This window comes from Arthrobacter zhaoguopingii (assembly GCF_009828605.1).
In the GTDB taxonomy this organism is placed as follows: Bacteria; Actinomycetota; Actinomycetes; order Actinomycetales; family Micrococcaceae; genus Arthrobacter_D; species Arthrobacter_D zhaoguopingii.
This window is the reverse complement of the sequence record NZ_WIAE01000025.1, coordinates 1-21,294: the sequence shown is the minus strand read 5'-3', so window position 1 is coordinate 21,294 and position 21,294 is coordinate 1. Positions and strand designations below refer to the sequence as shown.

The 21,294-nt window shown below is 67.8% G+C and carries 18 protein-coding genes; 3 read left to right on the top strand and 15 right to left on the bottom strand.

Going from position 1 to position 21,294, the window contains the following annotated elements:
* Positions 1-242 precede the first annotated feature (242 nt).
* From GVV77_RS17655 to GVV77_RS17625, 7 genes are all read right to left on the bottom strand, one after another.
* Positions 243-1,754 carry an RNA polymerase sigma factor gene (locus tag GVV77_RS17655; RefSeq protein ID WP_246199894.1) on the bottom strand — a complete coding sequence of 504 codons (1,512 nt, stop codon included), beginning with the start codon at positions 1,752-1,754 and terminating at the stop codon, positions 243-245.
* On the bottom strand, positions 1,736-2,113 hold the full coding sequence (locus GVV77_RS17650) for a YciI family protein (RefSeq protein ID WP_159620613.1): 378 nt from the start codon (positions 2,111-2,113) through the stop codon (positions 1,736-1,738). The genes GVV77_RS17655 and GVV77_RS17650 overlap by 19 nt, the downstream gene beginning before the upstream one ends.
* A 106-nt stretch (positions 2,114-2,219) precedes the next feature.
* Entirely contained in the window at positions 2,220-4,586 is a 2,367-nt protein-coding gene (locus tag GVV77_RS17645; protein ID WP_159620611.1) for an FdhF/YdeP family oxidoreductase, read from the bottom strand.
* A 118-nt stretch (positions 4,587-4,704) separates the two neighbouring features.
* Positions 4,705-5,622, bottom strand: a complete 918-nt coding sequence (locus GVV77_RS17640) for an aldose 1-epimerase family protein (protein WP_159620619.1) — start codon at positions 5,620-5,622, stop codon at positions 4,705-4,707.
* A 246-nt stretch (positions 5,623-5,868) separates the two neighbouring features.
* Positions 5,869-6,789, bottom strand: a complete 921-nt coding sequence (locus tag GVV77_RS17635; protein WP_159620609.1) for a carbohydrate ABC transporter permease — start codon at positions 6,787-6,789, stop codon at positions 5,869-5,871.
* The gene (locus GVV77_RS17630) at positions 6,786-7,781 is read right to left on the bottom strand and encodes a carbohydrate ABC transporter permease (RefSeq protein ID WP_159620607.1); all 996 of its coding nucleotides are present in this window, start codon (positions 7,779-7,781) and stop codon (positions 6,786-6,788) included. Before GVV77_RS17630 ends, GVV77_RS17635 begins: the two co-directional genes overlap by 4 nt.
* A 6-nt stretch (positions 7,782-7,787) precedes the next feature.
* Positions 7,788-9,107, bottom strand: a complete 1,320-nt coding sequence (locus tag GVV77_RS17625) for an ABC transporter substrate-binding protein (protein WP_159620605.1) — start codon at positions 9,105-9,107, stop codon at positions 7,788-7,790.
* 187 nt (positions 9,108-9,294) lie between these two features.
* Here GVV77_RS17625 and GVV77_RS17620 point away from each other — a divergent pair, with 187 nt between their 5' ends.
* Positions 9,295-10,353, top strand: coding sequence for a LacI family DNA-binding transcriptional regulator (locus tag GVV77_RS17620; protein WP_159620603.1), 1,059 nt, complete (start codon positions 9,295-9,297; stop codon positions 10,351-10,353).
* An 88-nt stretch (positions 10,354-10,441) separates the two neighbouring features.
* The gene (locus GVV77_RS17615; RefSeq protein WP_159620601.1) at positions 10,442-12,352 is read left to right on the top strand and encodes a glycoside hydrolase family 2 TIM barrel-domain containing protein; all 1,911 of its coding nucleotides are present in this window, start codon (positions 10,442-10,444) and stop codon (positions 12,350-12,352) included.
* Between the two features lie 70 nt (positions 12,353-12,422).
* Here the strand turns inward: GVV77_RS17615 and GVV77_RS17610 are convergent, their stop codons facing one another.
* The 3 genes from GVV77_RS17610 to GVV77_RS17600 form a co-directional block, all read right to left on the bottom strand.
* Positions 12,423-13,646 (bottom strand): helix-turn-helix domain-containing protein, encoded by a 1,224-nt coding sequence (locus GVV77_RS17610; protein WP_159620599.1) that lies wholly within the window; start codon positions 13,644-13,646, stop codon positions 12,423-12,425.
* Between the two features lie 115 nt (positions 13,647-13,761).
* Positions 13,762-14,238 (bottom strand): carboxymuconolactone decarboxylase family protein, encoded by a 477-nt coding sequence (locus tag GVV77_RS17605; protein ID WP_246199892.1) that lies wholly within the window; start codon positions 14,236-14,238, stop codon positions 13,762-13,764.
* Entirely contained in the window at positions 14,235-14,600 is a 366-nt protein-coding gene (locus GVV77_RS17600; protein WP_246199891.1) for a GNAT family N-acetyltransferase, read from the bottom strand. Before GVV77_RS17600 ends, GVV77_RS17605 begins: the two co-directional genes overlap by 4 nt.
* Positions 14,601-14,812: 212 nt before the next feature.
* Between GVV77_RS17600 and GVV77_RS17595 the strand changes: the two genes are divergently transcribed.
* Entirely contained in the window at positions 14,813-15,547 is a 735-nt protein-coding gene (locus tag GVV77_RS17595) for a glutamine amidotransferase (protein ID WP_159620595.1), read from the top strand.
* A 37-nt stretch (positions 15,548-15,584) separates the two neighbouring features.
* On the opposite strand, the gene GVV77_RS17590 is transcribed toward GVV77_RS17595, so the two are convergent.
* The 5 genes from GVV77_RS17590 to GVV77_RS17570 form a co-directional block, all read right to left on the bottom strand.
* The gene (locus tag GVV77_RS17590; protein WP_159620593.1) at positions 15,585-16,760 is read right to left on the bottom strand and encodes an ROK family transcriptional regulator; all 1,176 of its coding nucleotides are present in this window, start codon (positions 16,758-16,760) and stop codon (positions 15,585-15,587) included.
* Between the two features lie 67 nt (positions 16,761-16,827).
* On the bottom strand, positions 16,828-17,976 hold the full coding sequence (locus GVV77_RS17585) for a glycerate kinase (protein WP_159620591.1): 1,149 nt from the start codon (positions 17,974-17,976) through the stop codon (positions 16,828-16,830).
* Positions 17,973-19,334 carry a glucosylglycerate hydrolase gene (gene ggh, locus GVV77_RS17580; protein WP_159620589.1) on the bottom strand — a complete coding sequence of 454 codons (1,362 nt, stop codon included), beginning with the start codon at positions 19,332-19,334 and terminating at the stop codon, positions 17,973-17,975. The genes GVV77_RS17585 and ggh overlap by 4 nt, the downstream gene beginning before the upstream one ends.
* A complete protein-coding gene (locus tag GVV77_RS17575) occupies positions 19,331-20,212 on the bottom strand; it encodes an ABC transporter ATP-binding protein (RefSeq protein WP_246199890.1) in 882 nt (293 codons plus the stop codon). Before GVV77_RS17575 ends, ggh begins: the two co-directional genes overlap by 4 nt.
* A gap of 245 nt (positions 20,213-20,457) precedes the next feature.
* Positions 20,458-21,294: HNH endonuclease signature motif containing protein (locus GVV77_RS17570; protein ID WP_159620587.1), on the bottom strand; the 837-nt coding region annotated here is incomplete at its 5' end.

Here is a 21,294-nt window from a genome sequence, read left to right as displayed (position 1 = left end):
CCACCCGGACCGTCGAAACGCCTCGGATCAGCGCCCGATACGCCGCCGCCCGCGTCTCCCACCCAATCTTCTTACCCACACCACACCCCGTTCCTCAAGGTGTTGCGCTAAAAACTAGAGACTGCCCGTGGCAAAGGGTGGTGACCTGCAGTCTCGGCGGGAGGATGCGCCGGACGTGCAGCCGAAAGGGCCCCCGGGGTGCTCCGCGTCGGGGGCGGCGTCGGCGTTGGGCTTGGCGCTGACTAGGCGGAGTCGGCTACCGGCGGCCCGGGGGCCGAGAGGCGCTGCAGTGCCTGCTCGAGGAAGCCTCGCAGCGCCGGATCGGTCGTCAGCGCCAGGGCCCTGCTGTAGGCCGCGGACGCCTCCGCGGTGCGACCCGCCTCGGCCAGCAGGTGGGCTCGGGTTGCCCAGGCTGGCTGGAAATCATCGAGAGCCGGGGCCTTGGCCGCGTCGAGGAAGGACAGTCCTGCGTTCGGGCCGGATGCCTCGCCCAGGGTGGAGGCGAGTGAGACGATCCCTCCGAGGGTCGGTGTAAGGGCCACCAATGCCTCGTTGAGGCGGAGCAGCGCCTGCCAGTCGGTCCTCGCCGTGCGGGCCCGGGCGCAGTGGACCGACTGCATCGCGGCCTCGAGCTGGAACCTTCCGATTCGCCCCAGGGTGTGGGCGTGCCGCAGGTGTTCCTCCCCGCGGGCGATCAGACCACGATCCCAAAGGCTGGTGTCCTGAAGGGCGAGGGGCACGAACCCACCGGCCGAGGCAGTACGTGCAGTTCCTCGGGCCAGCGACAGGCAGATCAGCGCGGCCAGTCCGTGCGCCTCCGGCTCGTTGGGAAGCAGTTCAGTGAGAACCGTCGCAAGGTACAGCGCCTCGGCGGCGAGGTTCTCGGGAGGGCCGGTGTCCGGCCCGGCTTCGTTGCGGGCCCCGGCGTCCGCGTCTGTTTGGGAGCGGGCCTCGGCGTCCATTTCTGCCGGGGAAGGAGCCTCGGCGTCCGTCCCGGCTGGTTCACCGATCCCGGCTGCTGCCTGAACCGTTCGCGTTCCCGGCAGGGCGTGCCGCCAGTCGAGGGCATACGCGCCGTACACCGCCTCGAGCACCGCGGGCAGGCGCTCCTTCAGCACCGTTGTATCGGGCAGGACGAAGGGAATGCGGGCCTCTTGGATGCGCCGCTTGGCCCGCACGAGGCGCTGTGCCATCGCCGGTGCCGGCACGGCGAAGGCCGAGGCGATCCGGTCCGACGGAATGCCGAGGACCACCTGGAGCATCAGGGGCGTGCGGACGCCCGGGGTGATGGCCGGGTGGGCGCAGACGAAGAGCAGGGCGAGCCGTCGATCCGGAATCGCCTCGACGTCGACCTCGTCCCAGTGCACGGCACCCGGCAGGGCGGAGCCGGACCCGACCGGTGAGGGGACAGCCCCCAGGGAGCCTGTTCTCCGGGATGGGACACCCTGGGAACCTGCTCCGGAGGAACCGGTATCGGGCTCCAACGGCACCGAGGTGCGGTAGGCCGCCGACCGGTAGCGGTCCCGCTGCCGGTTGCGCGACACCGTGAACAGCCAGGCTTCGGGGTTCTCCGGGATGCCTGAATCCGGCCAGGTCGTCAGCGCGCGGAGGAACGCGTCGGCCAGCGCGTCCTCGGCGGCCTGGAGGTCCCCGGTGGGTGCGGCGAGCAGGGCGAGCAGGCGGCCGTAGGAGGCGCGGGCCACGGACTCGGCCCGAGCCCGCGCCTCGGCAGTTCTCAGCCCAGTTCCCGCCACTGTCCCTCGCGGAAGGAAATCGCTGACGGGCGGATCTCGATCACCCCGTACTGGGCACCCGGGCACTTGGAGGCCCAGGCGAGCGCCTCGTCAAGGTCCGGGACGTCGATGACGAAGGCGCCGGCGAGCTTTTCCTTGGTGTCGGCGAACGGTCCGTCCTGGATGGAAAGGGTGCCCGTCCGCAGCGTCACCGTCGTGGTCATCTCGGCCGGCTTGAGGATCTCGGCGGCGACGAGGATGCCCGCGGCGTCCAGCGACTTCGCGTACGCATCGAAGGCCTCCCGGAAGGGGGCCATGTCCTCTTCGGTGATGCCGGCGTCGGCAGGCTCGGGGTTATTCAGGAGCAGGGAGTAACGCATGGTTTCGGCCTTTCACATTCGGCGGGCGCGGGGTGCGTCCCGTATCCCCATGACGGCCCATGCAGCCCCGAATCGACATTTCCACAGGGGAAATCCCACAGAATTTTCAGGCCGGCGCCGCCGCGGAATCGGCCTTCGCGTGCGCCGCATCACCGGCCTCCTCATCCGCCGAGTCACCAGCAGTCGGCTCGAGCCGGATCAGGACCGCCTTCGACACCGGCGTGTTGCTTCCCTCGGCCACCGAGTCCAGCGGGACCAGGACGTTGGCCTCCGGGTAGTAGGCCGCGGCGCAGCCCCGGGCGGTGGGGTAGGACACCACACGGAAGTCGCGCAGCACCCGCTGGATCCCATCGTCGTAGACACCGTGCAGGTCGACCTGCTGGCCGTCGGACAGACCGAGCTCGGCAATATCCTCGGGGCTGATGAACACCACGTGGCGGCCCTTCCGGATGCCACGGTAGCGGTCATTGTGCCCGTAGATGGTGGTGTTCCACTGGTCGTGGGAGCGTACGGTCTGAAGGATCAGGGTGCCCGGCGGACGCTCGAGGGGTTCCAGGTCGTTCACGGTCAGTACCGCTCGCCCGGTGGGGGTGCGGAAGGTCCGCGAGTCCCGCGGTCCGTTGGGCAGCACGAAGCCACCGTCCTGGCGGATCCGCTCGTTGTAGTTCTCGCAGCCCTCAACGACGTGGGAGATGTGTTCGCGGATGAGGTCGTAGTTCCTCTCGAAGCCGGCCCAGTCCGCCTTCACCCGGTCGCCGAGCGTCTCGCGGGCCAGCCGGCTGATGATCGCCGGCTCGGAGAGCAGGGTGTGCGACACCGGCTCGACGCTGCCAAATGAGGGGTGGACGGCGCATACGGTGTCCTCGACCGAGACGAACTGGCGCCCGCTCTCCTGCACGTCGATTTCGGTGCGCCCCATGGTCGGCAGGATCAGGGCCTCCTCCCCGGTGATCAGGTGGGAGCGGTTGAGCTTGGTGGAGATCTGCACGGTCATCTCGGTCTTGGCGAAGGCCGCCTCGGCGACCTGTGTGTCGGAAATGGCCGAGACGAGGTTGCCGCCGAGGGCGACGAGCACCTTGATCTTCCCGTCCCGCATCTGGTGGATGCTTTCGACGGCGTCGACGCCGTGGTCCTGCGGCGCCTCAAAGGAGAACTCCTTGCCGAGCGCGTCGAGGAAGGTCGACGGCATCTGCTCCCAGATGCCCATGGTGCGGTCGCCCTGCACGTTGCTGTGCCCGCGGATGGGGGAGGCCCCGGCACCGGGCTTGCCGATATTGCCGCGCAGCAGCAGCAGGTTGATGATCTCCTTGATGGTGGGGACCGCCTTTTTCTGCTGGGTGATCCCCATTGCCCACGTGATGATGACCCGCTCGGCCCGCAGGTAGCGTGCGGCGAGCTCGTCGATCTCCTCGCTGCGCAGTCCGGTGGCCTCAAGCACCGTCTGCTCGTCGAGCTGGGCGAGGTGCTCGCGGAGCTCGTCGAGGCCTTCGCAGTGCTTCTCGAGGAACTCGTGGTCGAGGACCGTGCCCGGATTCTTTTCCTCGGCCTCGAAGACCCGTTTCGAGACGGCCTGGAGCAGCGCCATGTCGCCGCCGAGCCGGATCTGCAGGAACTGATCGGCGATCTCGGTGCCGCGCCCGACGATGCCGCTGACCCGCTGCGGGTTCTTGTACCTCCGCAGGCCCGCCTCTGGCAGGGGGTTCACGGCGACGATCTTCGCGCCGTACTCCTTGGCCTCCTCCAGCGCGGTGAGCATGCGCGGATGGTTGGTCCCCGGATTCTGGCCGAGGATGATGATCAGGTCCGAGCGCGCGAAGTCGTCATAGGTGATGGTGGCCTTGCCGATGCCGATCGTCTGGCCCATGCCCCAGCCCGAGGACTCGTGGCACATGTTTGAGCAGTCGGGCAGGTTGTTCGTGCCGAAGCCCCGGACGAACAGCTGGTAGAGGAACGCTGCCTCGTTCGAGGTCCGCCCGCTGGTGTAGAAGGCCGCCTCATGCGGGGAGGCCAGGGAGTTCAGTTTCCGGGCAACGATCGAAAACGCCTCGTCCCAGCCCACCGGGCGGTAGTGGTCCTCGCCCGCGGCCTTATAGACGGGCTCGGTGAGCCGGCCCTGCATGCCGAGCCAGTACTCGGTGCGTGCGCGCAGGTCGGTCAGCGAGTGTTCGTCCCAGAACTCCGAGCCGATGACGACGGGCGTGGCCTCCCAGGTGACCGCCTTGGCTCCGTTCTCGCAGAACTCAAAGGCCTTGCGGTGGTTCGGGTCGGGCCAGGCGCAGCTGGGACAGTCGAAGCCGTCCTTCTGGTTCAACGCCAGCAGGGTCTTCCGGGTCCGGTCCACCCCCATGTGTTCGAGCGCCGGCTTCATTGAGTAGTAGACCCCCGGCACGCCGGCGGCCCAGTCTTTTGGCCGGTCCTTGACCTCGACGTTCTTCTCGTCGGGTTCCTCGACCGGAGGGTTGCTGCGGACCACGGTGCACTTCCCTTCTTCCGGCACCGCTCGTCCCTGGGCGCATGCCGGTTCCTCTGCGGAACACCTTGTCCCTCAGGACTAGCAGGCCCGCGGAGCCGCCGCAACCCTTTGTTGGCCCCTAGAGGGTGTGGATGCTCCAGCGCGCCTCGTGGGAGTCTCCGGGAGCCAGTACGACGAGGTCGGTGCCCGAATTGAAGGCATCCGGCGGGCACGTCATGGGCTCCACGGCCATGCCGATGCGGGAGACCGCAGGGTCTGGCTGGTCCGCGGTGTGCACCTGAACCCAGGGGCAGTCCTGGCCGAAGGTGATGCCCGCACCGCGGCCGTCGGTGCCGGTGACGCCCACGGTGACCCGCCCGTCGGCGTCGTAGGCAAGGTCCGTGAAGGCATGGTCGATGAAGGTTGTGTCCACCGGGCGCGGAGCGCGGAAATCGAACTCCGGGTGCACCGGGTCGAGGGTCGTAGGGATCAGTCGGTCCTCGGTGACGTTCAGGACGGAGTCCGCCGGCAGGGAGAGGGTCCATTCGTCGACGCGGCCGCTCCCGCCCACGAGGTACGGGTGCGGTGCAGTGCCGTAGGGGGCGGGGGAGTGCCCGGTGTTTGTCGCCGTCACCGTGGTGTGCAGGCCGCCTTCGTCGAGCACGTAGTCGACCTGGACCAGGAGGCGGAAGGGGTATCCGTCCTGAGGGACCACCTCGGCGCGGAGCCTGACGGAGGACTCGGTGTGCTCCTCGGGAAGCCAGTCCTGCCAGGCCATCAGCCCGTGCAGGGCGTGACCGCGGTTGGGCTCGGTCATTGCGAGGAAGTTTTCCTTCCCGCCGAAGGTGTACCGGGCGTCGACAATCCGGTTGGGCCAGGGCGCCAATAGCGCACCGCGGAAGAAGGGGCGGACCTCGGATTCCTCGTAGGGCACGACGAGGTCCCGGTCCTCGAAGCGCAGCCGGCGGACCGAGGCTCCGACGCTGGCGATGTCGGCGGTGTAGCCGCCGGCGCGAAGCGTGTACTGGTGGCCCGAGACGGGCACTGCGGGGTCCATCGGTGTCATGAGTTCCTCTGGGCTGGGTGCTGGGTGCTGGGTGCTGGGTGCTGGGTGCTGGGTGCTTGCTTGGAGGGCGCCTCCGCGGGAGGTGCCTCCAGAAGTCTAGTGCGCAGGGATCGGGTTCCGGCCGTCCACTGACGTGGCGATTAACGGGCGATTCCCCCCGGCGCGTGTGCCAGGGGGAATCGGGAACCGTTGTCAGCCCTTCGGGGGTCAGCCCTTCAGAAGTTAGCCCTTCAGAAGTTAGCCCTTCACACCGGAGCGTGAGACTCCCTCGATGATGAACCTCTGGAGGAAGACGAACAGCGCCAGGACCGGAAGGCTTGCCATCACGGCACCGGCCATCAGCAGGTCGTACCTCACCGCATTGGCCGACTGGAGCGTCGAAAGGCCCGCGGGCAGGGTTTGCACATCAGGGCTGAAGAGCACGTAGATCGGCCACAGGAAGTCGTTCCAGTTGGTGAGGAACGCCAGCAGCGCCAGCGTGGCCATTGCGGGCTTCGCGAGCGGCAGGATGATCTTGGTGAACATCTCGAACCGGTTCGCCCCATCGAGCCGGGCGGCTTCCTCAAGGTCTTCAGGCAGCGCTCCGAAGAACTGCCGCATGAAGAACACACCGAAGGCGGACGCCGCGGTCGGGACGATGATCGCCACCAGGGCGTTGAGCCAGCCGAGGCCGCTCACGATCAGGTAGTTCGGAATGATCAGGATGACCGGGGGCACCAGCAGCGTGGCGACAATGACCCCGAACACGATCTTCTTGCCCCGGAACTCCATCCGCGCCAGCGGGTAGGCGGCGAGGGCGGAGATGACGACGACGAGGGCCGCGTGGAGCAGCGCGGCCACCATGCTGTTGAGGAACCAGCGCAGCACCGGGGTGCTGCTGCCGGGGGCGAGGATCGACTCGTACGCCTGCAGCGAGAACGGGTCGGGAATCCAGCTCGGCGGGATGCCGGTGGCATCCGCACGCGTCTTGAAGGAGGTAACAAACATGAAGATGAGCGGGCTGATGAAGATCAGCGCCACGATGCTGAGGATGATCAGCCGCAGGACCATCTTGCGCCGCCCGGCTGGATCCTTGCGCTTGGTGGGCAGGCGTCCGCCGTTTCCTGCCCCGGATGCCCCGGATGCTGTTGACGCACCGGATTCGGTGAGCTGTGTCATTTCCCCTCCTTCTTTTCACGGAAGAGCCAGAACACGATGAGGCTCAGGAGCATGAGGAACAGGGTGAGCACGTAGCTCATGGCCGCCGCGTTCCCCATCTGGAAGTTGCGCAGGCCCGTTTCGGCGATCTGGTAGATCGCGGTGCGGGTCTCACGGCCCGGGCCGCCAAGGGTGATCAGGTAGGACTGGCCGAACATGTTCACCGAGGCGATGAGCGTGACGATGGTGACGAAGGACAACACGGGGCGCAGCCCGGGGATTGTGACATTCATGAACTGCTGCCACTTGTTGGCGCCGTCGACCCTCGCCGCTTCATACAGCTCCGCGGGGATGTCCTGCAGTGCCGCCAGGTAGATGACGGCGTTGAACCCGAGGGTCCACCACACCGTCACGCCGATGAGGGCAACCCAGGCCGCGGGGGTGGAGGTCGTCCAGGCGATGTCGTCCGGCAGGCCGATCACGCCGAGGTAGTAGTTGACGAGTCCGATGTTGTTGTCGAGCAGGTAGCGCCAGAGCACCGAAATCACTGCGACGCCAAGGACGTACGGCGCGAAGTACACGGCGCGGAAGAAGTTCCGGCCCGGGAATTTCGAGGCCATCAGCAGTGCGACGGCCAGCGGGATGGTCAGCAGCAGCGGAACGCTGAAGACGGTGAAGATGCCCGTTGCCTGCATCGAGCTCCAGAAGCTCTCAAAGTAGGGCGAATCGGGCTGGAACAGCGACACGTAGTTCGCCAGCCCGACGAAGGGCTGAAGCGGACGGGTGTAGTCCCAGGCGTGAAGGCTGATCCAGAGGCCAAAGACGATGGGGATGAGAACGAACCCGATGAAAAGGATCAGGTACGGAGCAAGGAACAGCCACGGAGTGCCTGCGGCCTGCTTGGCGACACCCTTATTCGTTTTCGGGGCCGCAATTCGTGTGGGCGTAGTGGTCGGCTGACGCCCGGGCGCCTCCCCCTTCGAGGAGGCGCCCACCTTGGATGAGGATTTCATTTTTGGCTATTTTCCAAACGAGGCTTGGTTTTCTTCCATCAGCTGGGATGCTTTCGCAGCAACTTTTGAAAGGGCTTCCTTGGGCTCCTGCTCGCCGAGGATCGCGTTGTCGACGCCGACCTCGAGAGTTTCGGCCTGGACAGTGCCCAGACCCGGGACGGGAGGCAGGAACTTCATGGAGTCGACCTTCGCAGCGATCGGTTCCTGCGGGGTTCCATCAAGTGCCCCGCCTTCGCGCACCGACGTGCGGGCCGGAATCATGCCCGAGCCGGCCCAGGCTTCGGAGTTCTCGCTCATCCAGGCGATGAAGACCTTCGCGGCGTTCGTCTTGTTCTCGTCGGGAGTGGCCTGGCGGGGGAGGAAGAAGTTGTGCGAGCTGGCCCACACTGCGTCTTCCTCGCCGATCACGGGGATCGGGGCAGCGGCGTAAGGTACGCCGGCGGCTTCGAGGTCGTTGAACTGCCAGATGCCGTCCCAGGTGATCGAGTTCTCACCGTTCTTGAAGGCGACGTACTGGGAATCGATGGCGACGTTCTTCGGGCTGTACCCCTCATCGATGATCGAGGTCTGCCATTCGAGTCCCTCGACGCCGGCCTCAGAATCGAAGGTCGCCTTGGCGCCATCGGCGTCGTAGGGCTCGCCGCCGTTCTGCCACAGGAGGGAGAGGTTCATGAGGTGGCTGGGCCACTTCGCGGGCATCCAGAACGGGTTTTCGTAACCGGCGGCCTTGAGCTTCTTCAGCGCGTCTTCGAAGGATGCGGCGTCGGTGGGGGCCTCGGTGATGCCCGCCTTTTCGAAGTGCTCGGTGTTGTAGTACATCGCCAGCGAGTGAACGTCCAGCGGGATGCCGTAGCGCTCGTCCTCGTACACGCCTGCGTCCCAGACCTCTTCGGTGAAGTCGTCGCCGGTCAGCTCGAGCTCCTCCGCGAGGTCGTCGACGGGAACGATGACGTTGCGGGCGGCGTTGGTCGACAGCTGCTCAAGGTGCATGACCCCGACATCGGGGCCTTCTCCGGCCTGCACAGCGGCGGGGAGCTTCTGGTACATGTCGGCCCACTTGATGGTGTTGGGGACGACCTTGATGTTGTCGTGCTCGGCGTTGAATTCTTCGACCATCTGTTCCATGAACGGGCCGTCACCGCCGGTGAACCCGTTCCAGTAGTCGAGTTCGACCTTCGGACCGGTGTATTCACCGGTGAACTCCGTGGCCGTGCCCTGCTGGGCTCCGCCGCCACCACAGGCGGTGAGTGCCAGAAGTGCCGTCGCGCCGATGGCAGTGGCTGCGGATACACGGTTACGGATGAACCGCTTCGGATAGGTCATCATTGTCCTCCTCGGTGAAAGTGGTGCGCAGCGCCCGTGGCGTTTCGCATCGTTGTCAGGCGGCCCATCCGGCAAGGCGGCGTTCCGTAGACGTTGCCTCAAGATACAGCGTTGTAAAGTTGTATGTCTAGTAAGCCCCAATGAGACCGATCTGTCCACTAGTATTAATTTTCCAGCGAAGGGGGTGGCAGTGAAGCGAGTAAGACTTGTCGACGTGGCCGAAGTTGCAGGCGTGTCGACGAAGACCGTGTCCAACGTTGTCCATGATTACCCGCACGTGGCGCCCGAACTGAGGCTCCGGGTGCAGGCCGCCATCGACAAGCTCGGTTACCGGCCGAACCTGACCGCCCGCCGCCTCGTCACGGGCAAAACCGGCATGATCGCCCTCGCCATCCCGGAAATCGACCACCCCTACTTCTCGGAGATCTCCCGCCAGATCGCCGAAGAGGCGGCGCGGCGGAACTACCGGGTCATCATTGAGCAGACCCTGGGCAAGCTCGAGGCCGAACACGCAGTGCTCGAGGACCGGGAAGCCGGCCTGGTGGACGGCATCATCTTCCATCCGGTCAGTATCGGCGCGCTGTCCATCGCAAAGCTCCACCACGACACTCCGCTGGTGCTGCTGGGGGAGGGGGCGATGCCGGCGACCAGCGACCACGTAATGATCGACAACGTTGCCGCAGCGGCCGAGGCCGTCCATTTCCTCCTCCAGCAGGGACGGCGCCGCATCGCCTTCCTCGGCGTCGTCGAGGACGACGTCACCTTCTCGACGGACAAGCGGCTGCTTGGGTACCAGCAGGGCCTGATCGAGGCGGGGCTGGACCCGGATCCCGGGCTCGTGCTGTCGGTGCGGGACTTCTCGTCCGAAGCGAGCGATGAGGCGGTTCGGGCTGCCCTGCAGCGCGGGGTTTCCATCGACGGCATCGTCTGCCGCGACGACAAGTTCGCCGCCGGAGCACTGCGTGCCTGCGCCGCCGCCGGCATTTCGGTGCCGGACGGAATCGCGGTGCTCGGGTGGGACGACACAGCCATCGGACAGTACACGACACCGAGCCTGACCTCGGTGGCTCCGGACAAATCAGCACTGGCTTCGACGGCCCTCGAACTGCTGACCGAGCGCATCGACGGCTTCCGCGGTGTGGGTCGGCACCGGATCGTCCCCCATGGACTCACGATCCGGCAGAGCACCCCGTCCGTGTCCTCCGGACTGGCTGTGTCCGAGGACGAGCCGGCGGTTCCGTCGGCCTGAACAGGCACCTCAACCGAAGTCGCGTCATCATCGAACGTTTCGCGAAATCAACTTTACAGCGTTGAAAAATTCGGACAGGATTGACGCCATGCCTAACTCTTCCTCCTTCAGTGCAAGCACCCAAGACGGCACCTACCCGCGGCCCCAGCTCGTCCGGCGCCACTGGCACGATCTGTCGGGGGAATGGGAGTTCGAGCATGACGACTCAAATACCGGTATTTCCAGCGGGTGGGCAGCCGGAACGACCAGCTTCAGCAAACGGATCCTCGTCCCGTTCCCACCCGAATCCACCCGCTCCGGCATCGGTGACACGGGCTTCCATCCCGTGGTCTGGTACCGGCGCACCCTCACTCCGGCAGACATTGCCGCGAGCGGGTGGACCGGCGGTGACGACCGGGTGCTGATCCACTTCGGCGCGGTGGACTACCGCGCCTCGGTGTGGGCAGGCGACCGGCTGCTGGGCACCCACGAGGGCGGCCAGACGCCGTTCTCCTTCGACGTCACGGAGCAGGCGAGGACCGGGGAGGACTTCGTCCTCGTCGTCCGGGCCGAGGACGACCCCCACGACGTCTCCCAGCCGCGCGGCAAGCAGGACTGGCTCGAGGAGCCCCACGTCATCTGGTACCACCGCTCGACCGGGATCTGGCAGCGGGTCTGGCTCGAGGCCGTCCCCGCCACTTCCGTCCGCCGGATCGCGTGGCGAACCGACGTACCCGGCGGGACGGTGAGTCTCGACGTCGAACTGTCCTCCCGTCCGGTCGACGAGGTGAGCGTCCGGGTCGAACTCAGCTACCGCGGGAAACCCCTCGGCACCCATCAGGTGTTCTCCTCCCAGCCCCGGTTCACCATGACGAGCGCGCTGGCCCACCAGGCGAACGGCCAGGCCTACGAGAACCTCCTGTGGTCGCCCGCCCACCCGCGGCTCCTCGATGCGCGCGTCGTCCTGATGGACCGGGCGGGCAACGTTCTCGACGAGATCTGGTCCTACCTGGGCCTGCGCAGCGTGGGCGAAGCCGGCGGCCACTTCCTGCTCAACGACCGCCCGTTCTACGTGCGCTCCGTACTCGAGCAGGGCTTCTGGCCCGATTCCCTGTACACCGCGCCGGACTCCCAGGCCATTCAGGACGAGATCCAGCTGATCAAGGACCTGGGGTTCAACTCGGCCCGGCTCCACGAGAAGGTCGAGGACCCCCGCTTCCTTTACTGGGCGGACCGCCTGGGCCTGCTGATCTGGGGCGAGATCGGAAGCACGTTCGAATTCTCCCCGACCGCCGTCCAGCGGGTCACCCGCGAATGGATGAGCGTGGTCGAACGCGACATCTCGCACCCCTCGATCGTCACCTGGGTTCCGGTCAACGAGAGCTGGGGCGTCCAGCACATCTCGCACGATCCCGCCCAGCAGCACTTCGTGCAGGCTCTGTACCACCTCACCAAGGCCCTCGATCCGACCCGCTCCGTCGTCTCCAACGACGGCTGGGAGCACACCGAGTCCGATCTACTGACCATCCACGACTACACGACGACGCACGACGGGCTGAAGGCGAACTATGCGAACGCTGAGGCGGTCGAGGGCCTCGTTGAGGGTGTGGGTCCGGCCGGCCGCAGGCTGACGACCCTTCCCACCGGTGCAAGCGGGAAGCCGGTGATGGTTTCCGAGTTCGGCGGAGTGACCTATGCGCCGAACAGCCCCATCGTCACCTGGGGCTACTCCACCGTCGATTCGCCCGAAGACTTCGCCGACCGCGTCGGTGGCCTGTTCTCCGCCCTGCAGACGAGCCCGGTCCTTGCGGGATTCTGCTACACCCAGCTCACCGACACGATGCAGGAGGCCAACGGGCTGACCGACGAAAACCGGAAGCCGAAGCTTCCGGTCGAGGTGATCCGTGCAATCGTCACCAACGGTGCGAAGGAAACCCACGACAACGTCGTGGATGAGGGTGAGATGATCCTCCCGCAGTGGCAGCCGGGGCCCGTAGCCTCAGCCGCCGTCGGCTCCTAGGCCGCCGTTCCGCTTCCGCCCGCCCACCTGCGTTGAGCCGGTGGGCGGGCGGGTTCCATTAAGCGGCCGGTCAGGGGCTTGTGTCCAGCAGTTCGTTGAGGACCTCGGAAGCGGTTTCGGGGTCCCCGGCGTCGGAGTAGTGCTTGGCCGCCCGGAGGTAATGCCTGCGGGCCGGCACCGGTGCGTCCACGCTGGCGTGGTACTGGCCAAGGAGGCGCTCCCTGAGGCCTGCGGATTCGAACTCAAGGTCCTCCGGCTCCTTCACCTGTTCGATCAGCGCATAGGCGGCACCGAGGTCGCCGCGCAGCGATTGGAGGTGGGCCCAGGCGAGCAGCAGTTCGGACCGTTCGGAGTCCGTGCCGGCGATGCGGAACCCCAGATCGGCGTTGGCGAGACACTGTTCGACGGCGTCGTCCGAGAGGCCGGCAAGGAGGCGTGCCGAGGCCGAGGCCCGGTTGAAGTGCGCCCAGAGCCCCACGTCGGTGTGGGGGGTGAGGTGCTGTGCCGCGATGGCGTGCTGGGCCAGGCCGGTTTCCACGTCGCCGCGGCGGAAGGCGATATTGCCCACCACCCAGCCTGCCCTTCCGATCGTGGGGGAGGACATGCCCGGAACCGTTGAGAGGTCGGTGAGTGGAAGGGCTTCCTCCCAGGCCTCCTCGTAGTCCCCCCGCACCGACAGGGCAGCCACGAGGATGAATCCGCATTTGAGGCGGGTCACCGAGTGGTCGGGGAGTGAAGCCGCGGCAGCGACGGCGGAGCGGGCGAGGGTGATCGCCTCGTCGAGGGCTCCGGTGGCGCGTTTGGTTACGGAGAGCGCACTCAGCACGGTCGCCTCGAGCTCGGGCCATTCACCGGTCAGAGGGTGGGCGAGCAGTTCGGTGAGCGTCTCCTCCGCGAGATCGGGGCGCCGCAGGGCTGAGTACGCCTCGGCCTGGAGATTGGTGAAGTGCCACCAGATTGCTGAATTCGACTGCTCGCGGGCCAGGCTGGCCACATATTCGGACTCGGAGGCTGCGAGGGCGTAGTCCTTGAGGTCCCACGCGTTCTGGGCGTGCTGCAGGGCGGCGGCGAGAGCACCGCCGTCGTCGGTGGGGCCGGTTCGGATCCAGCCGAGGACGGTCTGCGGGTCGAGCTGGAGCAGGTCGGCGAAATGCCAGGCCATCTCCCTGCTGGGCTGGCGCTGGCCACTTTCGAGGAGGGAAACGTAACTCGCCGAGTACCGGCCGGCTCCGAGCTCGCTTTGGGTGAGTTTCTTCGCCGTGCGGGCGCTCCTCAGCTCGTCGCCGAATGCCATGCCAATTCCTCCCCCGGAGGAGCCCGGTGCGCCCCCGGGGAAAGCCTATGCGCCTTTACTGCCCCGTCAAATCGTTGACACGCCCTGTCACGCCGGACGGCCCTGGAGCTCCACGTTACTCGCGAACGGGATGGCGGCTGATGATCGAGATGCGGTTGAACGCCCCGATGGTGATGGCGATCCAGTTCACCGCCGAGAACTCGGCGTCGCTCAGGACCTTCCGGGCCTTCGAGTGTTCCTCATCGAGGACCTCCGAGGGAGGAAGCAGCGTGGCACTCTCGGCAAGGGCGAGGCCCGCCCGCTCCTGCTCGCTGAACAGGTCGGTGTCGCGCCAGGCAGAAAGCACCGACAGCCTGCGTTGGGCGACGCCCGCAGCGAGGGCCTCCTGTGTGTGGACGTCGAGGCAGTAGGCGCAGCCGTTGAGCTGGGAGACCCTGACCTTGATCAGTTCGGAAAGTTCCGCACCGATTCCCGCTGCTTCGGCCGTCTCCTTCACCTTCAGGGCCAGGCCGTTGAGGGCGCGGAAGAGTGCGGGGTCTTCCTTGTCGAGGAAGACGCGGCGGGCGGTGCGGGGCTCGGAATCCGTGGTCACGAAGGGTCTGCTTCCGGTCGGGCGGCGGAGGTGGCCGGCATGTCGATGAGGTGGTCCCATTCATGGTGGGTGCGGAGGTAGGCCGCGATGTAGGGACACAGCGGAACGATCCGCAGGCCGCTCGCGCCGGCGTCGTCGAGTGCGAAGCGGGCAAGCTGCGCCCCGAGTCCGCGGCCGGAGTAGGCACGGTCGACCTCGGTGTGGAGGAGCAGGATCTGGTTGGAGGAAGGACGCAGTCGATAGTCGGTGAAACCGATGGTGCCCGACCCCTCCTCCACGAGCTCGTATCGCGCGCGTTCGGGGACGTTCATCACCTGCAGCGGGGCATCCACGCCTGCGTTGCCGTTCTGCTCTGCGTCCATTGCCTGTCCTCCGTCGGAAGAAGGGCCGGCGGCAGGGTCCGCTCGCGCGGCTGCCGGTACCTCTCGGGCGGGCCCGTTGTGCTTTCGCTTTCCCTTTCAATTCTTGCACCGATCGGCCCGGACCACCTGCGCGGAGGAAGCGGCGCGTACGGGTGGTCCGTCCGGGTGGTCCGGACCGGCGGCCCCGTGCGCAACGCAGTAGCATTCGAGGGGTGAAACCGTATCTCTTGCTGGCCACCCGTGCCGACGACGCTGCCGCCGAGGGCGAGTATCAGGGGTTCCTGCGCTTCGGCGGGCTGGCACCCGATGAGCTCCACCGGGTGCGGGTGGAGCAGTGCCCGCTTCCGCCGATCGATCTGGAGCGGTACTCCGGGATCTTCGTCGGTGGCAGCCCCTACAACTCGTCGGACCCCGAGGAGGAAAAGTCGGTCGAGCAGCGCCGGGTCGAGCAGGAACTCGGCGCCCTCCTTGACGAGGTTGTGGCGGAGGACTTTCCCTTCCTGGGCGCCTGCTACGGCGTGGGAACGCTGGGCCGGCACCAGGGTGCGGTGATCGATCGGACGTTCGGTGAGCCGGTCGGCGCCGCGACGGTGACGCTCAGCGGACCGGGCGCCGAGGATCCGCTGCTCGAGGGCATGCCGGAGGCCTTCACCGCCTTCGTCGGCCATAAGGAAGCCTGTGCCACCCCTCCGCGGGGGGCGGTGATCCTTGCCTCGTCACCGGCCTGCCCAATCCAGATGTTTCGGATCAAGGAAAACCTCTACGCCACCCAGTTCCATCCGGAGCTCGACGTCGATGCCCTGGTCGAACGGATTTCCATCTACCGCAACGCCGGGTACTTCCCGCCCGACGAGGCCGAGGACTACATGCGGCGGGCCCGCGGCTTCCGGGTGGATCATCCCGCGCGGATCCTGCGGAACTTCGTCCGCCGGTACGCGGTGAGCTGAGCTGACTCCGGGGGCGCTGCGGCGGTCGCTGGTTGCGTTAGCTGAGCGCGTACTGCAGCAGGAACCCGTCGATGGTTGCGGGGGCGAAGACCTTCCGCATCACCAGGGTGGTGAGCCCATCGAGGGCGGCATCGTCGCCCGCCTCCCCGCCTTCGACGGTAAGGCCCTCGGCGATCCGTCCGACGACGTCGGAAAGCACCCGCTCCCGCACCTGGTCGACGAACGCGGGGAGCACCCCGATCGTGCCGCCGAGGACCAGCCGGGCCGGGTTGATGGTGGTGACGGTGGTCGCAAGTGCCCGGCCCAGGACGTCGGCGGCCGCGGTGAGCGCGTCAATCACCACCGGTTCACTCCTCCGGGCGGCGGCGCTGATCTCCGGGAGGGTGGGGTAGCCTGCAGGGCCGAGCTTGAGGCCCAGGGAGCGCCCCGAACTGAAGGTGGCAAGGCAGCCGTGCCGGCCGCAGCTGCACACCGGTCCGTTGGGGGCGACGCGGATATGGCCGATGTCGCCCGCCGCTCCGTGGGCCCCGTGAAGGATCGAGCCGTCCACAACGATCCCGCAGCCGATGCCGGTGGCGACCTTGATGTAGACGAGGGTCTCAGCGTCGGTCCTGCGTTCACCCAGCGCCGCGGTGCGCGCGTCGTTCTCGATGACGAGGGGCACCGGCCATCGCCCGGACATGGCGGCGACGACGGCGTCCGGCGGCCAGCCGGGGATCGTCGTTGAGTGGACCACATGGCCGGTGGCCGCCTCGACCGGGGAGGGAAGGCTCACCCCCACGCCGGTGAGGATCTCCGAGGTTTCCTGCTCCAGCAGCTCGCCCCCGGCCGCCAGCAGCGGCCTCAGTACTGTGTCGGCCGGTTCGGAGATGCGGTGGGCCAGCGTGCGGGTGCGCAGCTGCCGCCCTTCGGTGTCGGTGACGCTGACCGTGGCGTGGGTCTGGCCGAGGGCGAAGGCGAGGACCACGCGTCCCCGGTCGTCGAACCGGATCTTGCGGGAGCGGCGCCCGCCGGTGGCCTCGAGCGGTTCGGCCTCGTAGACCAGGCCGCGGCGCACCAGGGCATCGAGGCGTTCGTAGAGAGTGGCACGCGACATGCCGGTGGCCGCCAGCAGCTGCTGGCGGGACAGGCCGCCGGTGGAACGGATCAGGTGAAGGAGGCTGCCGTGGGAGGCGGCCCCACCCAGCCCAGCCGGCACACGCTCAACAGCCATTCCGTCGCCTCCTGTTCGGTCGTCCAGCCTACCGCAGGCCGATTGGCCCTCCGGCACCGCGCCGGGGTCAGGCCGCCGGGAACCAGTCCTCGGCGATCCGGTGGCCGAGGGTGCCCAGCAGGGCGTCGGCGTTGCGGATGGATTTCTGCAGGTCCTGCTCCAGTTCGGTCAGTGCGTACGCGCGGGCGATTCCGAGTCCTTGCAGTTCCTCGGTGGTGAGGGTCCGCCGTCCGCAGACCGCGGCGACGGGCAGGCCGCGGGCCAGCGCCGCACGGGCCACCCCCGCCGGTGCCTTGCCGCTGAGGGTCTGGGCGTCGAGGGAGCCTTCACCGGTGATCACGAGGTCACCCTCGCCCAGCCGGGCGAGCGCGTCGGCGAACCCGACGAGTTCGAGGACCACCTCGACTCCGGGCCGGGTGGTGGCCTCGAGGACCGCCAGCGCGGCAAAGCCGAGCCCTCCGGCGGCCCCGGCCCCGGGCGCCTCGCTGACGTCGAGGGGGGACCCGCAGGCACGGTGGACGGCGTCGGCGTAGTGCCGGAGTCCATCCTCGAGCGCGGCGACATCCGCGGGCGAAGCGCCCTTCTGTGGTCCGTACACCGCTGCCGCGCCCCGGGGTCCGAGGAGGGGGTTGTCGACGTCGGTCGCGAGGATCACCTCGCAGGTGGCGAGCCGGGCATCGAGCGTCGTCAAGTCGAGCCGGCCCAGGTCGGCCAGGGCCCCGCCGCCGCGGCCGAGTGCGCGGCCGCGGCGGTTGACGGCGAGGGCGCCAAGCGCCTCAAGGAACCCCAGGCCTCCGTCGGTCGAGGCGCTGCCACCGACGCCGAGGATGATCCGGCGGGCGCCGGCGTCAAGGGCGGCCCGCACCAGCTCGCCGGTGCCGTAGGTCGTGGCATCCAGCGGGGCGGGGATTCCACCGGGCAGTTTTTCGAGCCCCGACGCCTGGGCCATCTCGACGACGGCGGTTGCCGTCCCCTCGTGCCAGGCAAAGGCAGCGGCCAGCCGGTCCCCGGTGGGGCCGGTGACCATCACCTCCCGCCGGGCGTAACCGGCGCCGACGGCAGCATCGAGGGTTCCGTCCCCGCCGTCCGCGATGGGCATGCGCACCACCCGCAGGTCCGGGCGGTGCGCCGTCAGGCCGCGGCCGACGGCGGCGCACACGCCGGGGGCGTCCAAGGAGCCCTTGAACTTGTCGCTGGCGATGAGGACGGTTCTCATGACGGGGTGTCCGGAGATGTTCCGCCGGGCGCGCCGATCCATTCGAGGGCCGCCGCGGCCGACCATGCCTGGGCGAAGCTGCCCAGGGGCGTTCCGTTCAGGGGATCGTAGTATTCGGCGAACTTCAGGTCCGAGAGCTGGTCCAGGGAGGCAGAGCGCAGGCTTCCGTAGAGGTGTTCCTGCCCGTCGCGGGCGCTGGCCCAGCCAAGGAGCAGGTTGAGGAACGGCCAGACCGGTCCGCGCCAGTAGGTGCGGGGGCGGAAGGCCGGGCTCGAGGGAGAGGTGGAGGGCGGCAGCGGGAACCGCAGGTCCGGGTGTCCCATCCACTGCGGTCCCCGGAGCAGGTCGCGTTGACGTTCGAGCAGGCCGGGGTTGCCGCCGGCCACCAGCGGTGCGAAGCCGGAGACCGTGTCGGTGGAGATCCACTCGCCGGCCAGCACGTCGTAGTCACGGGCCAGACCGGTGGCGGGATCGACGGTGGACGCCACCCCGGCGCGGAACCGTGCGGCCAGCTCGCGGAGCTCGGCGGCCTCCCCGGTGCGGCCGAGTTCGTCCCCGAGCCCGGCAAGCACCTCGCTCGAGGCGGCCATAATGCCCGAGAAGAACACGTCGCGGACCCGAAAGTCGACAGTGTCGCGGACCGCGTCGTCGTCGAACCGGACCGAGGCCATCTGCTGGACGAGCCAGAGGTACTTGGTGTACTCGGCGTCGTCGGGGCGCTCGCTGGCGTCGGCGACATACAGGGTGTCCCGGCGGGTGAACGGCTCGACCTTCCCGGGGGTGACTCGGGAGTACGGTCCGTCCCAGCGCGGGGAATTGTCGAAGCCGGATTCCCAGCCGTGCTGGATTTCCACGAGGCCCACGCCATCGGGGTCTCGCACGGTAGCCAGCCAGCGGTGCCACGCGAGCCAGCCGTCGAAGGACTCGGCCAGGAAGGCCTCGGCGGCGTGCTGGTCGCTTCCGCCGTTCTCGCGTGCCCGGTCGAGGATGTGGCGCAGGGCGATCGCGTGGACCGGCGGCTGGCAGATTCCGCTGGTCCGGGTCCCCGGCGGGAGCGCCGCGGCGGTGGCGGTTCCCCAGCGTTCGAATCCGGGGAAGTAGCCGGTGTCGTCGTCGGTAAAGACGATGTGGGGAATCATGCCGGTTGACCACTGGGCGGCCAGGAGAGTCCGCAGCTCGGTGATGGCGCGGGGAACGCTGACCCGGGCCAGGCCGATGGAGATGAAGGCCGCATCCCAGCTCCACATGTGAGGGTAGAGGTTGGGTGCCGCTGTAGTCATGGTGCCCAGGTCGTTCACGCGCAGGACTTCGATGGCGGCGGCGCGCAGCTGTGCGGTGCTGAGGGTTTCGGTGCTCATCGTGCCACCAGCGCCATCGCGGTTTCGCTGTCGTAGAAGCGCATGCTGTTCGGGGAGAAGGTCAGCCAGATCGTGGAGCCGGGGGAGGTGCGGAAGGTCGGCGGTGCCTGGACCTTGATGGTCTGGCCCTCCACCTCCACCGTGAGCAGGATCGAGGAACCCATCGGTTCGACCACCAGGACCGTTCCCGGGACGTCTCCGGAGGAGCGCTGGGTGTCGACAGCGACGTTTTCGGCGCGGACCCCCAGCAGGACATCGGTGCTCGAGTAGGACTGCAGCAGGGACGGGGCGCGGAGGCGCTGGTCGCCCACGATCAGTGCACCGCCGTCACCGGAGACCGCCGCCTTGATGAAGTTCATCGGCGGGGAGCCGATGAAGCCGCCCACGAACCGGTCCGCCGGTGCGTCGTAGACATCGAGCGGATCACCCAGCTGGGCGATCTGTCCCTTCCGCATGACGGCCACGCGGTCCCCCGGGGAGAGTGCCTCGCTCTGGTCATGGGTGACGTAAACGGTGGTCGTCTTGAGATCCTTGACGATTTTCTTCAGCTCCGATCGGAAGTTGAGACGCAGCAGGGCGTCGAGGTAGGGGCCGAGCTGCAGCAGGTCGGCGGCCCAGGCGACCTTTCGATCGATTTCCTCCTTGGGCTTCTTGGCCATGGAGAGACCGAAGCCGATGTTATACCGGACCTTGCGGTGCGGGAAGACAGCGTACGACTGGAACACCATCGACATGTTGCGCTTGTTCGGCGGGAGGTAGGTGACGTCCTTTCCGCCGACGGCGATTGTTGGGGAGGAGTGTTCTTCACTGGTGCTCCGATCGAGAGTGCTCCATTGCAGCTTCCGTCCAAGACTCAGACAAAAGATTGGAAGTGTCAAGTGCCACAGGGAGAAATTGGCCCAACTAGTGCTCGCGCAGGGCTGTCAGATGGCAAGGGGCGGGCTTGCATTCTCGGCGGATCAGGGGCCCTTAGTGCGATGGGGGAGACCAATCCGGTGGCGGCGGGGTGGGAGATCGGCCGGCGGCGGCGAGGTGGGAGATCCGTCGGCGGCCTCTGCGTGCGGATCGCTTGCCGGAACGGCCGGGTGAAATCCAGCGCCGTGTGCGTCACTTTGGTGGACGCTCATTCACGTAGGGGGTCGGTGGTTCTCCTGGGGGGTCGGGCTGTCCAGTAGCTGTTTCGGCGGGGTTTTTGGTCGGGGTCGAGGTGGTGGGGTGGGAGGAAGAAGGGGATGCCGTGCCGGGAGTGCACGGTCCAGGGTCCGTCGTGGATGCGGTGGTGGTGGTGGGAGCACAGCAGCACCCCGTCGCCGAGGGTGGTGGTGCCGCCTTTTTCCCACGGGGTGATGTGGTGGGCCTCGCACCAGGTGGCGGGGATGGTGCAGCCGGGGAAGGCGCAGCCCTTGTCCCGGGCCACCAGGGCCCGGCGCAGGTGCGGTGGGAACAGCCGCTGGGCGCGGCCAAGGTCCAGGACCTGGCCTTTGCCGCCCAGGACCAGGGGGATCAGGTCCGCGTCGCAGGCGAGCCGGCGGATGCTGCGGGCCGGGATCTGCTGGGCGAACACCGCATCGCCGGCGTGGTCGAGCTCGCCGGTCAGGGTCCGGTAATCGATGGTGACCATGACCTGGGGGCGGTGCCCGCCGGCGGCCGGAAGGCCGTCGGTGGCCAGGGCGATCCTGCAGGCGCCCACCAGGCCCGCCAGCAGCTGCTGCGCCCGGGTGGGCCGCTCGTCTGCGCCGAACGGGGAGGCGCGGTGTGATCCACTATCCGGGGCGTCACCGGTTATGTCGTTACGGGTTCCTCCACCGCCGGACTCGTCACCGGATCCGGTGCCCGGGCCCGCACCGGTGCCGGGGAGGCGGGGGTTGGTGGCGGTGTTCATCACCGTGGCGAGGTGTTCGAACTGCTCATCCGTGGCCCCGATCTCCAGGAAGTGCAGCCCGTTGCGGCGCCCGCGCAG